This window comes from Kineococcus sp. R86509 (assembly GCF_042466365.1).
GTDB lineage: Bacteria > Actinomycetota > Actinomycetes > Actinomycetales > Kineococcaceae > Kineococcus.
Window position 1 is genome coordinate 3723986 of sequence record NZ_JAXHCE010000001.1, and the last position, 13203, is coordinate 3737188.

Annotated in this window: 13 protein-coding genes; 7 read left to right on the plus strand and 6 right to left on the minus strand. The window is 71.0% G+C overall.

Translation table 11 applies throughout. The features are described from left to right. Positions 1–14 precede the first annotated feature (14 nt). From SJY07_RS18200 to SJY07_RS18230, 7 genes are all read left to right on the plus strand, one after another. The gene (locus SJY07_RS18200; protein ID WP_380161014.1) at positions 15–392 is read left to right on the plus strand and encodes a winged helix-turn-helix transcriptional regulator; all 378 of its coding nucleotides are present in this window, start codon (positions 15–17) and stop codon (positions 390–392) included. A gap of 63 nt (positions 393–455) precedes the next feature. Continuing rightward, positions 456–704, plus strand: coding sequence for a helix-turn-helix domain-containing protein (locus tag SJY07_RS18205; protein ID WP_380161015.1), 249 nt, complete (start codon positions 456–458; stop codon positions 702–704). Then, positions 701–1939 (plus strand): type II toxin-antitoxin system HipA family toxin, encoded by a 1239-nt coding sequence (locus tag SJY07_RS18210; protein ID WP_380161016.1) that lies wholly within the window; start codon positions 701–703, stop codon positions 1937–1939. Before SJY07_RS18205 ends, SJY07_RS18210 begins: the two co-directional genes overlap by 4 nt. A gap of 238 nt (positions 1940–2177) precedes the next feature. Then, positions 2178–3821, plus strand: a complete 1644-nt coding sequence (locus tag SJY07_RS18215; RefSeq protein WP_380161017.1) for a metallophosphoesterase — start codon at positions 2178–2180, stop codon at positions 3819–3821. Positions 3822–3874: 53 nt separating this feature from the next. Further along, positions 3875–4105, plus strand: coding sequence for a hypothetical protein (locus tag SJY07_RS18220; protein WP_380161018.1), 231 nt, complete (start codon positions 3875–3877; stop codon positions 4103–4105). Between the two features lie 102 nt (positions 4106–4207). Beyond that, the gene (locus SJY07_RS18225; protein ID WP_328292804.1) at positions 4208–4828 is read left to right on the plus strand and encodes a DUF47 family protein; all 621 of its coding nucleotides are present in this window, start codon (positions 4208–4210) and stop codon (positions 4826–4828) included. A 4-nt stretch (positions 4829–4832) separates the two neighbouring features. Then, positions 4833–5825 carry an inorganic phosphate transporter gene (locus SJY07_RS18230; RefSeq protein WP_328292803.1) on the plus strand — a complete coding sequence of 331 codons (993 nt, stop codon included), beginning with the start codon at positions 4833–4835 and terminating at the stop codon, positions 5823–5825. Positions 5826–5901: 76 nt separating this feature from the next. Here SJY07_RS18230 and pstB read toward each other — a convergent pair whose 3' ends face one another. The 6 genes from pstB to SJY07_RS18260 all read right to left on the minus strand — a co-directional run bounded on the left by pstB (position 5902) and on the right by SJY07_RS18260 (position 13185). Further along, a complete protein-coding gene (gene pstB / locus SJY07_RS18235) occupies positions 5902–6678 on the minus strand; it encodes a phosphate ABC transporter ATP-binding protein PstB (protein ID WP_328292802.1) in 777 nt (258 codons plus the stop codon). Positions 6679–6689: 11 nt separating this feature from the next. Further along, complete coding sequence (gene pstA, locus SJY07_RS18240) at positions 6690–7601, minus strand: phosphate ABC transporter permease PstA (RefSeq protein WP_380161019.1); 912 nt, start codon at positions 7599–7601, stop codon at positions 6690–6692. Then, the gene (gene pstC, locus SJY07_RS18245) at positions 7598–8566 is read right to left on the minus strand and encodes a phosphate ABC transporter permease subunit PstC (protein WP_380161020.1); all 969 of its coding nucleotides are present in this window, start codon (positions 8564–8566) and stop codon (positions 7598–7600) included. The genes pstA and pstC overlap by 4 nt, the downstream gene beginning before the upstream one ends. A gap of 101 nt (positions 8567–8667) precedes the next feature. Continuing rightward, positions 8668–9786 carry a phosphate ABC transporter substrate-binding protein PstS gene (pstS, locus tag SJY07_RS18250; protein WP_380161022.1) on the minus strand — a complete coding sequence of 373 codons (1119 nt, stop codon included), beginning with the start codon at positions 9784–9786 and terminating at the stop codon, positions 8668–8670. A 265-nt stretch (positions 9787–10051) separates the two neighbouring features. Beyond that, the gene (locus SJY07_RS18255; RefSeq protein WP_380161024.1) at positions 10052–11023 is read right to left on the minus strand and encodes an NUDIX domain-containing protein; all 972 of its coding nucleotides are present in this window, start codon (positions 11021–11023) and stop codon (positions 10052–10054) included. Beyond that, positions 11020–13185, minus strand: coding sequence for an RNA degradosome polyphosphate kinase (locus tag SJY07_RS18260; protein ID WP_328292797.1), 2166 nt, complete (start codon positions 13183–13185; stop codon positions 11020–11022). The genes SJY07_RS18255 and SJY07_RS18260 overlap by 4 nt, the downstream gene beginning before the upstream one ends. Between the last annotated feature and the right edge of the window lie 18 nt (positions 13186–13203).

The window sequence follows — 13203 nt, forward strand, 5'->3', positions numbered from 1 at the left end:
CGTATCCTCGGACCATGAGCGCAGGGCCCACCCAGGAGTTCGTCGTCGACGTGTTCGCCCGCGGGTGCACGTCGCGCGCGGCCTTCGAGGACGTCACCGGCCGCTGGCCCTCGCTCGTCCTGATCGCCCTGGGGGAGGGGGCCTTCCGCTTCAACGCGTTGCGCCGCAAGGTGGACGGGGTCAGCGAGAAGATGCTGGCGCAGACCCTGCAGACGCTGGAACGCGACGGGATGGTCACCCGCGAGGTCGTCACCGCGATCCCGCCGCGCGTCGAGTACGAACTCACCCCGATGGGTGCGCAGGTGGCCGAGAAGCTGCGCGCGCTCGCCGACCTGCTCGAGGCCTCGGCGCCCCGAGTCGGTGTCGCCCAGGCGGAGTACGACGCCCGCTGACCGCCGTGCATTACCCTGGCGGATGACTGTGGATATCCACCAGTGTCATGAAAGGGCGTGCGCATGACCGACGCCGTGCCATCCCCGGGGGTCGACGGGGTCACCTTCACCACGGGCGCCCAGGTGGGCCGGTGGTTGCGCGGGCTGCGTCTGCAGGCCGGGTTGACCCAGGACCAGCTCTCCGAGCGGACCGGTGTCTCCCAGCGCTACATCTCCGAACTCGAACGGGGTCGGACGAACGTGACGCTGTCCCGCTTGTTCCTCGTGGCCTCTGCCCTGGGCGCCTCCCTCAGCGGTCACGCGCCGCGGTGACGACCCTCGACGTCCGGTTGCAGGGCGACCTCGTCGCCCGGGTCGACGACGCCGGCGCTCGACTGCGGCTCACCTGGTCGGCGGACCTCCTCGACCGTCGACCGCTCGGCGCACCCGTGCTCTCGGTCCGGCTCGACGCCCAACCGCCGACGGTGCACCCGCCCGCGGCTCTCGTCCGGGCCTGGCTCGGGGGTCTCCTCCCGGAGGTCGGGACGAGCTCCCGATCTCGGCTGGCCCGGCGCGCCGGTGCGAACAGCGCCGACGTCCTGGCCCTCCTCGCGAGCGCAGGCGGGGACGTTCCGGGAGCGGCCACCTTCACCCTCGCGGGGCAGTCGCCGGGAGAGGGACGTCTCGACCTCCTGCCGGACCCGCGGGCCGTCCGGGAACACCTCGAGCGCACCCGCAGCGACGACCACGTGGGGGTGGGTGACTCCTCCCTGCCCGGCGTCCAACCGAAGGCGGCGCTCACCCTGGTGGCCGGGCGCTGGTTCGTGCCACGAGCCGGGGCGCCGAGTACCCACATCCTCAAACCCCAGCTGCCGGAGCGTCCCGCCCTCGTCCACGACGAGGCGCTCGGTTCCCTCGCGGCCCGGGCGGTCGGGCTCCGCTCGGCGGTCTCGCACGTGGAGCAGTTCGACGGGTCGGCCGCGCTCGTCGTCCCCCGGTTCGACCGGTCGGTGGACGCCGCCGATCCCGGTGTCGTGACCCGGGTGCACCAGGAGGACGCCGCCCAGGCGCTCGGCCTCAGCAGCGACGACATCGAGGCGAAGTTCGGGTGGCACCGGCCCGCGGCGAACCTCCGCTCCATCGGGTCGTTGCTCCTCGACAACGGTGGGGACGTGAGCGAGCTCCTGAGGCTGACCACGCTCAACGTCCTGCTCGGCAACACCGACGCGCACGCGAAGAACATCTCGCTCGTGCACTCCACCGACGGTCGGGTGGGGCTCGCGCCCAGCTACGACGTCTCCCCGCACGCCCAGTACGGGCGGACCCGCCTGGCGTTGAGCGTCAACGGCGAGTTCGAACTGCCCGCGGTCGGGCTGGAGGACCTCGTCGCCGAGGGTCGCTCCTGGCGGCTGACCGCGCGCACGGCGCGCTCGGTGGTGCACGACGTCCGGGAACGCCTCGACACGTGGGTGCGGGACCTCGTCGACGTGGACCCGCTCTCGGAACCGGCGATCGCGTGGGTGCGCACCTCGCTCGACGGCCGACGACCGGCGGGAACGCACGCCTGACCGTCGCGGTCGCGCCCACGACCCCACCGTCTCGTCGCCGGTGCACGAGACCGCGGTCACCCTGCGTCAGCTCGGATCGCGGTGGCCGCCACGCCGGTCTGGACCCTGGATCGCGGGCTCCCGGAGCAGCTGCGACGCAACGGCATCCGTCGCCCGCCTCGTCTCCTGGGGGTCCCGCCGGGGACCGGCCCCGCCGCCGAGGCGGCGTGCGCGCCGGCGCTGCGCGAAGATCGACGTGATGTCTCCCAGGATCCGCCGCCCCTCGCGTCCCCTCGTCCCGCGCCTGCCCGAGCGGTGGGGCGCGGCCTGGCGCGGCTTCTGGGCCCGTCGGGCACCCCGCTTCGCGCGCCGGCACGTCCTCCCCTGGTTCGGCATCCTCGTCGTCGCGGGCGTGGGGGCCGCGATCGGTTTCGCCCTCGCCCCCGGCTCCAGCACCTACGTCGGCCCGCTGCAGACCGAGGTCCGCGTGCGGCCCAGCCTCAGCCCGGGTGTAGAGGTCGACCTGCCGCCCGTCGGGAAGGTCACCTTCGACACCCACCGGGCGCCGATCATCGTCACCGCCAACATCGAGAGCGTCGACGTCGACGCCGCCGCCCGCCTCGTCCGCTCGCCCCAGCAGTTGCTCGCGCTCGAGCTCACCGCCGCCGACACCGTGCGCTCCGCGGTGGTCCGGGCCGCCGCCTACAGCCTCGCCTGCGGGTTCGGGGGAGCGGTGCTGGCCGCCGTCGTGGTCTACCGCGGCCGACGTCGGACCCTGCAGACCGGCGCGGCCCTGCTCGTCGTCGTCGTCGCCGCCGGGGCGGGGACCGCCCTCACCTTCGACGCCGGCGCGTTGCGCCAGCCCCGGTTCACCGGTCTGCTCTCCCGCGCGCCCTACGTCGTCTCGAGCACGCAGAACGCCCTGGACCGCCTCGAGAGCTACCGCAGCGGCCTGTCCGACATCGTCCGCAGCGTCTCCACGCTCTACGCCGCGGCGGCCAACCTGCCGGTCCTCGGCGACGAGCAGAGCGGGTCCACGGGGCTGGGGGAGGACGTCACCACCGTCCTGCACATCTCCGACCTGCACCTCAACCCCCTCGGCTACGACCTCACCGACAACCTCGTGAAGCAGTTCGGGGTCGACGCCGTCGTCGACACCGGCGACACCACCACCTGGGGCACCGGGGCGGAGGCCAGCTTCCTGGGCCGCATCGGCGGCATCGGCGTCCCCTACGTCTGGGTGCGCGGCAACCACGACTCCACCGACACCCAGGCCCAGGTCGCCGCCCAGGGCGCGATCGTCCTCGACCAGGGCGCGACGACGGAGGTCGCCGGGCTGGTCCTCGCGGGCCAGGGGGACCCCGTCTTCACCCCCGACGGCGAGGGCAAGGCCGCCACCGGCAGCGCCGAGCAGATCCAGGAGAGCGCCAACGAGACCCTCGCGGCGGGCATCGAGACCTGGGACGACGCCCACGCCGACGACCCCGTCGACATCGCCCTCGTCCACGACCCCAGCGGTCTGCAGCCCCTCTACGGCCGGGTCCCGCTCGTCCTCGCCGGTCACCTGCACAAGCGGTCCGTGACGCTGGACTCCTCCGGCACCCGGATCATGGTGGAGGGGACCACCGGCGGGGCCGGGGTCACCTCCGCCGGCCTGAACCGCCTCGCCGACGGCGCGCCGCTGCCGCTGTCGGCCACGCTGCTCTACTTCGGGAAGACCGGGCCGGACGCGGGCAAGCTGCTCGCCTACGACGAGGTGACCGTCGGCGGGCTGGGCCTGGCCGAGGTCAACCTGCAGCGGACCGTGCTGAGCGACGAGGACCGGCCCGCGCTGAGCGTCCCGACCCCCACTGGTTCCGCCTCCGGCTCGTCCTCGGGCTCCGTGACGTCGTCGTCGGGGTGATGCTTCCCGACTGCCCCCCGTCGGGGTGCCAGTCGGCGTACGGTGGCCTCACCATGACGCACTCGCTCGATCCGCAGCCGGGTGACGACTTCGACTCGTCACCAGACCAGGTCCCCGGGGTCGGTCCTGGTGGTCCCAGCGCCCCCCTCGCCGACGTCGTGCTGGCCGAGGAGATCGAGCTCTACACCGACGTCGTCGTCGCCGCGTCCGAGAGCGACGGGCCGCTGCCCGAGGTCGAACTGGACCGCGTCCTGGGTGTCGAGGGCGGCTCCACCGCGTCGTGAGTGAGCGGGTGCTGTCGGCCCCCGCCACCCGCCTCGCCTAGAGTCGCGGATCGGGTCGGGAGACACCTCCCCCGACGAACCGAGCCTTCCCGGAGCATGGACGTGCGTTTCCGACTGACCCCTCAGGACAACTCGTTCTTCGAGCTGTTCGCCGGTACCGGCAAGATCCTCGTCGAGGCCACCACCGTCCTCACCGAGGCGATCGGCAGTGACCAGGCCCGTCGGGTCGAGCTCGGCGCCCTCATGGAGGAGATCGAGCACCGCGGCGACGAATCGGCCCACGCGGTCCTGCGGCGGGTGAACTCCTCGTTCGTCACCCCCTTCGACCGCGAGGACATCTACCAGCTGACCTCGCGCCTGGACGACTGCCTCGACCTCATGCAGGCCGCGGTCGACCTGATGGTGCTCTACAAGGTCGGCGAGATGCTCCCCGGCGTGAGCGAGATCGTCCAGGTCCTCACCCGCCAGGCCGAGCTGACCGCCGAGGCGATGCCCCGGCTGCGCTCGCTCTCGGACCTCTCCGACTACTGGGTCGAGATCAACCGCCTCGAGAACCAGGCGGACCAGATCCACCGCCGCCTCGTCGCGACGCTCTTCGACGGCGGCTACGACGCCATCGCGATCATGAAGCACAAGGAGATCATCGAGACGCTCGAGGAGGCTGCGGACGCGTTCGAGCACGTCGCGCACACGGTCGAGACGATCGCCGTCAAGGAATCCTGAACCGGTGGAGCTCGCCCTCGTCCTCGTCGTGATCGTCGTCGCCCTCAGCTTCGACTTCACCAACGGCTTCCACGACGCCGCCAACGCGATCGCGACGTCCGTCTCCACCCGGGCGCTCACCCCCCGGATCGCGCTGGGGATGGCCGCGGTCTTCAACCTCATCGGGGCCTTCCTCGGCACCGGCGTCGCCGAGACGATCGGCTCGAACATCGTGAAGGTGGACCTCGGCATCCACGGCATGACCGTGGTCCTGGCCGCCCTGCTCGGTGCCATCGCCTGGAACCTCATCACCTGGCGCCTCGGGCTGCCGTCCTCGAGCTCGCACGCCCTCATCGGCGCCCTCGCCGGGGCGGGGATCGCGTCCAGCTCGACCATCGAGTGGAGCGTCATCCTCGACAAGGTCGTCGTCCCGATGGTGGTCTCGCCGCTGTCCGGGTTCGTCCTCGGCTACCTCGTCATGGTGGCGATCCTGTGGATCGTGCGGCACAAGGCGCCCGCTCCGACCCACCGGCGCTTCCGCATCGCCCAGACCGTCTCGGCCGCCGCCATGTCCCTCGGACACGGGCTGCAGGACGCGCAGAAGACCATGGGCGTCATCGTCCTGGCCCTGGTCGCGGGCGGGTTCCACACCGGGACGAGCATCCCCGTCTGGGTGAAGCTCTGCGCGGCGCTCGCGATCAGCGCCGGCACCTACTCGGGTGGGTGGCGGATCATGCGGACGCTGGGGCGCCGGATCATCCACCTCGACCCCGCCCGCGGGTTCGCCGCCGAGGCGGTGTCGGCCGTGGTGCTCTACGTCGCGGCCCTGCAGTTCCACGCCCCCGTCTCCACCACCCACACCATCTCGTCCGCGATCATGGGCGTGGGGGCCACGAAGCGGCTCTCCGCCGTGCGCTGGGGCGTGGCGCGGTCGATGGTCGCCGCCTGGGTGCTGACCCTGCCGGCCGCCGGCCTCTTCGCCGCGGCCCTCTACTTCGTCCTGCACCTCTTCCTGTAACGACTTCTGGGGAGCTCTCCACCCTTCCCGACGAGCGGAAGGGTGGAGAGCTCCCCAGAAGTTGGGTGGCGGGGGCTCAGCCGAAGCGGCCCGAGATGTAGTCCTCGGTCGCCTTCTGCGTCGGGTTGCTGAAGATCGTCGCGGTGTCGTCGATCTCGATCAGACGGCCGGGCTTGCCCGTGGCGGCGAGGTTGAAGAACGCCGTCTTGTCGCTGACGCGGGCCGCCTGCTGCATGTTGTGCGTGACGATGACGATGGTGAAGGAGCTCTTCAGCTCACCGATCAGGTCCTCGATGGCGAGCGTCGAGATCGGGTCGAGCGCGGAGCACGGCTCGTCCATCAGCAGCACCTGCGGCTTCACCGCGATGGCGCGGGCGATGCAGAGGCGCTGCTGCTGGCCACCGGAGAGGCCGGCGCCGGGCTTGTCGAGGCGGTCCTTGACCTCGTTCCACAGGTTCGCCCCGCGCAGCGAGCTCTCGACGGCTTCGGTCAGCACCTTCTTGCTGCGGACTCCGTTGAGGCGCATGCCGGCCGCGACGTTGTCGAAGATCGACATCGTCGGGAACGGGTTGGGACGCTGGAAGACCATGCCGACGGTGCGGCGGACGTTCACCGGGTCGATCTTGGAGCCGTAGAGGTCGTCGTCGTCGAGCATGACGCTGCCCTCGACGCGACCGCCGGGGATGACCTCGTGCATGCGGTTGAGCGTGCGGAGGAAGGTCGACTTCCCGCAGCCGGACGGGCCGATGAAGGCCGTCACGGAGCGGGGCTCCACGGTCATCGAGACGTCCTCGACGGCCTTGAAGTTGCCGTAGTAGACGTTGAGGTCCTTGACGTCGATGCGCTTGGCCATGACGGGTTCTCCTACTTCTTGAGCGAACTGAAGCGGGCGATGGCCCGACCGGCGATGTTGAGCACCAGCACGATGAGCACCAGTGTGAGGGCGGCCGCCCAGACGCGCTCCACCGCGGGAGCCAGCGCCTGCTGACGGTCGTTGTTGATCATGAGCGGGAGGGCCGCCATGTTGCCGCTGAAGAGGTTGGTGTTGATCGACTGCGAGTAGCCGACCAGGATCAGCAGCGGAGCGGTCTCACCCATGACGCGGGCCAGACCGAGCAGGACACCGGTGAGGATCCCCGAGAAGGCCGTCGGCAGGACGATCCGCACGATGGTCTTCCACTTCGGCACGCCCAGGGCGTAGGAGGCCTCGCGGAGCTCGTTGGGGACGAGCTTCAGCATCTCCTCGGTGGAGCGGACCACGACCGGAACCATGAGCAGCACCAGGGCCAGCGACACCGCGAAACCGGAGCGCGAAAAGCCCAGGGTGGTGATCCAGAAGGCGTAGATGAAGAGCGCCGCGACGATCGAGGGCAACCCCGAGAGGATGTCGACGGTGAAGCTCACGACGCGGGCGATGCGGCTCGCGCCGTACTCGACCAGCAGGATCGCGGCCATGATGCCGAGCGGCACGGCGATGACCGCCGTGGCCAGCGCCTCGAGCAGCGTGCCGACGATCGCGTGGTAGGCCCCACCACCGACGATGCGCGGGGTGATGCCGCGCTGGGAGTTGAGCCACCAGGAGGAGTCGGGCAGCAGCCCGGCGCCCTTCTGGATGACGGTCCAGAGGATCCAGACCAGCGGGATGACGGCGATGACGAAGGCCAGCACCATGACCGTCGTCGCCAGGGCGTTGCGGACCTTGCGCCCGGTCTGACCGCGGGAGTCCTCCAGCGCGGCGGGCAGCTCCTGCTCCGGAACCGTGTCGACGACGCTCATACGAAGGCCTTCCGGCGGTTGATGATCACGCGGGCGATGGCGTTGACCACGAAGGTCAGGATGAAGAGGACCAGGCCGGCGGCGATGTAGGCGCCCGTCGACGCGGGGTTGTTGAACTCCGCGGCGTTGTTGGCGATCTTCGAGGCGAAGGTCTCACCGCCCTGGAGCCAGGAACCGAAGAAGTCGGTGCCGGGAGCGACGCTCGAGACGATGATCGTGATGGCGATCGTCTCACCCAGCGCACGGCCCAGACCCAGCATCGAGGCGGAGATGACGCCGGCGCGGCCGAAGGGCAGCACGGAGGTCCGGATCATCTCCCACTTCGTGGCGCCGAGGGCGAGCGCGCCCTCCTTGTTCGCCGCGGGGGTCTGCGCGAACACCTCGCGGGACATCGCGGTGATGATCGGCAGGACCATGACGGCCAGGACGATGCCGGCGATGAAGACCGTGCCGGTGCTGACCGGTCCGCCGAAGAGCGGGAACCAGCCGAGCGCGTCGTTGAGGAAGGTCTGCAGACCCGTCACGTGCGGGGCGAAGATCTGGATGCCCCACAGGCCGTAGACGATCGAGGGGATCGCGGCCAGCAGGTCGATGACGCTCGCCGCGGGGCGGGCCAGCCACTTCGGCGCGTACTGGGTCAGGAAGAGGGCGTTCGCGACGCCCAGCGGGACGGCGATGATCATCGCGATGACGGAGATCGAGACCGTCGTCCAGAGGATCTGCAGGATGCCGAAGCGCAGGTTCCCCGCCTCGGCCGACCACTCGGTGGAGGTCAGGAAGTTGACCTTGTCGTCCAGCACGGACGGGACGGCGCTGATGGCGAGGAAGATCCCGGTGAAGGCGACGATGGCGATGACGATGATGCCGGCCAGACCGGCTCCGCCGCCGAAGAGGGTGTCTCCGAGGCGCCGTCCGCGGGTGTTGCCGCTCGCCTTGTCACCCGAGGGGCCGGTGATCGAGGACATCGTGCTCCTGCACTGTGCGAAGGGATGTGTGGTGCGGGTCGGTCGTACGGGCGGGGGCGGACACCGTCCGTGCTGGTGTCCGCCCCCGTTCGACGATCAGGTCAGGCGATGGCCGCGATCGCGGTGCGGACCTTGGCGGAGACCTCGGCCGGGAGCGGCGCGTAGCCGATGTCGGCGAGGCCGGCCTGGGTGTCGTCCTCGGCGTAGTACGTGAGGAAGGACTTCAGCAGAGCGGTCTTGTCCGCGTCCAGACCCTTGGAGCAGACGATCTCGTAGGTGACGAGGACGATCGGGTACGCGCCGGCTTCCTTGGTCGCGTAGTCGATCTTCAGCGACAGGTCGTTGCCGGTGCCGACCTGGGTGGCGGTGGCGACGGTCTTGCCGGCCGACTCGCCGGACAGCTCGACGGCGCCCGAGCCGTTGTCGATCTGGGCGACGGAGAGCTTGTTGTCCTGCGCGAAGGACCACTCGACGTAGGTGATGCCGCCGGGGGCGCCGGCGACGGCCTGCGCGACACCGGCGGAGCCCTCGCGGCCCTCGCCCTTGCCGGACCACTCCTGGTTGCCCTCCGCGGCCCACGCGTCGGGGGCGGCGGCGTGCAGGTACTTGGTGAAGTTCTCGGTGGTGCCCGAGGTGCCGGTGCGGAAGAACACGCTGATGGCGGTGCTCGGCAGGGTGGCCTTCGGGTTCAGCGCGGCGATGGCCGGGTCGTTCCAGGTGGTGATGGCGCCGGAGAAGATCTTGGCGGACACCTCGGCGTTGAGGACCAGGTCCTTGACGCCCTCGACGTTGTAGGCGATCGCGATGGGGCCGGCGACCATGGGCAGGTCCCACGCCGGGTTGTTCTGGCAGCGCGCGGTGGCCGCGGTCTGCTCCTCGGGCTTGAGGGCGGCGTCGGAACCGGCCCAGTCGACCTGGCCGGAGGTGAACTGCTTGCGGCCCGAGCCGGAACCGGTCGCGTTGTAGTTGATGGTCGCGTCGGTGCACTGCGACTGGTAGCCCGCCTGGATGACCTGGTCGATGGCGTTCTTCTGCGCGCTCGAACCCTCACCGTTCAGGGTGCCGGGCTTGCAGTCGATGGCGGCGGCGGAGGCCGACGAAGAGCTGGCGCCGGTGGCCGGCGAGCCGGTGTTGGTGTTGTCGTCGGAGCCGCATCCGGCGAGGGCGAGAACACCAACGGCAGCGATGCCGAAGAGGCGGGAGGTCTTCCAGAACGTCACAGTCCGGTCCCTTTCGAGGATCGTCACGGCCGGTACCCCCGGCCACGGTTGACCGTGGCGGATCGCGCCCCGGTTCGTTCCGGACGGTAGGCAGGGCAGGTGACGGGGTTGCTCGGTGCAGGTGAACGGACGGTGAACCGCGCCCGTCCGGTCGCCGGACGATCTTCGACGGACGGGCGTCGGGCAGGTGAAGCGCCCCGAACGGGGGGAGACCGTTGCTGCAGGTCACGGCCCCGTCACGGGGTTGCCGTCCGGTCCGCCCCGTTCAGACCCCGTGACGCTCGACGGCGACCACCCGGGCGGTCGAACCGCGCTGGACCAGGTGGGCGATGACGACGTCACCCTTGCCGAGCCGCTCCTCGATCCGCCCCCGCAGGGCGGGGTCCTCGGCGTGCTCGCCGACGACCGACTGCAGGGTCGGCAGGACCGGCCCGTGCGAGCAGAGCGCGACCCCGGAACCCTCGGTGAGGAGTTCGCCGACGAGCTTCCGCGCGCCTGCGGGGTCGAGGTCGTGACCGTCCTCGGTGATCGCGTCCTCCTCGGTGAGGGGGAGGTCGAGCAGTTCCGCCGACGGCAGCAGGGTCTGCACGCAGCGCGCCCACGGCGAGGTGACGAGGTGGCGCAGGTCGAAGCAGGCGAGCAGCGGGGCGAGGTCGCGGGACTGGGCGTGCCCGCGGTCCAGCAGGGGGCGTTCGTCCTCGGAGCCGTCCCAGTCGGTGCGCTTCACGGCCCGCGCGTGGCGGACCACGGCGAGCGGCCACGTGGGCCCGGGGAGGGCGTCCCCGGGCAGGGCCACGTCGAGGAGCTCCACGTCGGCGGGGTAGCTCAGCAGGTCCCGCGCCCGGGCCGGGGAGACCCAGGCGGAGTCGTCGATCTCGTCGGGGTCGGCGGCCTCGACCACGGCCGGGTCGGCCGGCGCCGCAGGGCGGGCCAGCCAGTAGCGGACCCGTTTGCGCAGGCCCCCGGCGACCTCGTAGCGCTGCTCGGGCAACGGGATCCCGAGGTGCACCCGCACGCCGCTCTCCTCGGCGGTCTCGCGGACCGCCGCGACGGCGGGGTGCTCACCGGGCTCGAGCTTGCCCTTGGGCCAGGACCAGTCGGCCGCGCGGACGGCCGTGGTGGGGCGGTGCACCAGCAGCACCTCGACGCCCTGCTCCCCGGTGCGCACGACGACGCACCCCGCGGCCTCGACGTCCACCTGCGGGTCGCGTTCGGAGGCCGCGGTCGGCGGGGTCACCGTCGGCGGCGGGTGCTCGGACGCCGACCCGGGCGGGTGGCGATGATGTGTTCCTGCAGGTCCGTGAGCGGGTTGCCGTCGGCGTCGCGGTGGTGACGCGTCCACGTCCCGTCCGGACCGAGGTGCCAGGAACTCGTCGTGTCGGCCATGCAGTCGTCGAGCACCTGCGAGACCTCGCGCACGTGGCGCGGGTCGCTCAGGCGCACCACGGCCTCCACGCGGCGGTCCAGGTTGCGGTGCATCATGTCCGCGCTGCCGATCATGACGACGGGATCGCCGGCGGAGGCGAACCAGAAGAGTCTGCTGTGCTCGAGGAAGCGACCCAGGATGCTGCGGACCCGGATGTTCTCGCTGAGGCCGGGAACCCCCGGTCTGAGCGCGCAGATCCCGCGGACGCTGACGTCGACGGGGACCCCGGCGTTCGAGGCCCGGTAGAGGGCGTCGATGATCCCCTCGTCGACGATCGAGTTCACCTTGATCCGAACCCCCGAGGGCAGGCCCTGGCGGTGGTTCTCGATCTCGCGGTCGACGCGGTCGACCAGGCCGGTGCGCAGCGAGCGCGGGGCGACGAGCAGGCGCTTGTAGGCCGTCTTCGGGGCGTAGCCGGAGAGCTGGTTGAACAACCGGGTCAGGTCCTCGCCGACCTGCGCGTCGTCGGTGAGCAGACCCATGTCCTCGTACATCCGCGCGGTCTTGGGGTTGTAGTTCCCCGTCCCGATGTGGCAGTAGCGACGCAGCCCGCCCTGTTCCTGGCGCACGACGAGGCTGAGCTTGGCGTGGGTCTTCAGCCCGACGAGGCCGTAGACGACGTGCACCCCGGCCTGTTCGAGCTTGCGGGCCCAGGTGATGTTCGCCTGCTCGTCGAAGCGGGCCTTGATCTCGACCAGCGCGAGGACCTGCTTGCCCGCCTCGGCGGCGTCGATGAGGGCGTCGACGATGGGGGAGTCGCCCGAGGTGCGGTACAGCGTCTGCTTGATGGCCAGGACCTTCGGGTCGGCCGCAGCCTGTTCGAGGAACGCCTGGACGCTGGTGGAGAACGAGTCGTAGGGGTGGTGCAGCAGGACGTCGCGGTTGCGGATCGCCGCGAACACGTCGGAGGGTTTCGCCGTCTCGGCACCGTCGGTGAGGTCGCGGTGGGTGCGGGCCACGAACTTCGGGAACTTCAGCTCCGGGCGGTCGATGTCGGCGATGTCGCCGAGCCCGCGCAGGTCGAGGGGTTCCGGGAGTTCGTAGACCTCCTGCTCGGTGACGCCGAGTTCGCGCACCAGCAGTTCGCGGACCTTCTGGTCGATGTCGGAGGCGACCTCGAGGCGGACGGCGGGCCCGAACCGGCGGCGCAGGAGCTCCTTCTCCAGAGCCTGCAGCAGGTTCTCCGCGTCGTCCTCCTCGACCTCGAGGTCCTCGTTGCGGGTGACCCGGAAGGTGTGGTGCTGCACGACCTCCATGCCGGGGAACAACTGGTCGAGGTGGACGCCGACGACGTCCTCGAGCGGGACGAACCGCGCCGCGCGCGGGTCCTCGCCCTCGGCCGGTTCCACCGCGACGAACCGCGGCAGCAGCGGCGGCACCTTCACCCGGGCGAAGTGCTCCTTGTCCGTCGTCGGGTTGCGCACGACGACGGCGAGGTTCAGGGAGAGACCCGAGATGTAGGGGAAGGGGTGGGCCGGGTCGACGGCCAGCGGGGTCAGGACCGGGAACACCATGTCCCGGAAGAACCCGTGCAGGCGCACCTGCTCACCGGGGGCGAGTTCGTCCCAGCGCACGATCGTGATGCCGGCCTCGGCCAGCGCCGGACGCACCGAGCCGAGGAACGCGGCGGCGTGCCGTTCGGTGAGTTCGTGGGCGCGCACGGCGATCGCGTCGAGGACCTCGCGCGGCTCGAGGCCGCTGGCGGCGGTGACGGCCAGCCCGGTGGCGATGCGGCGCTTCAGGCCCGCGACGCGGACCATGAAGAACTCGTCGAGGTTGTTCGCGAAGATGGAGAGGAAGCGGGCCCGCTCCAGCAGGTGGACGTCGGGGTCCTCGGCCATCTGCAGGACGCGTTCGTTGAAGGCCAGCCAGGAGACCTCGCGGTCGGCGAAGCGGTCCTCGGGCAGCTCGGCGGGCTCCTCGACCGGACTCACGGCAGGCAGGGGAGCGGAAGCGCGTGTCGTGGCGGTCATGTGGTCAGTCTGCCACCG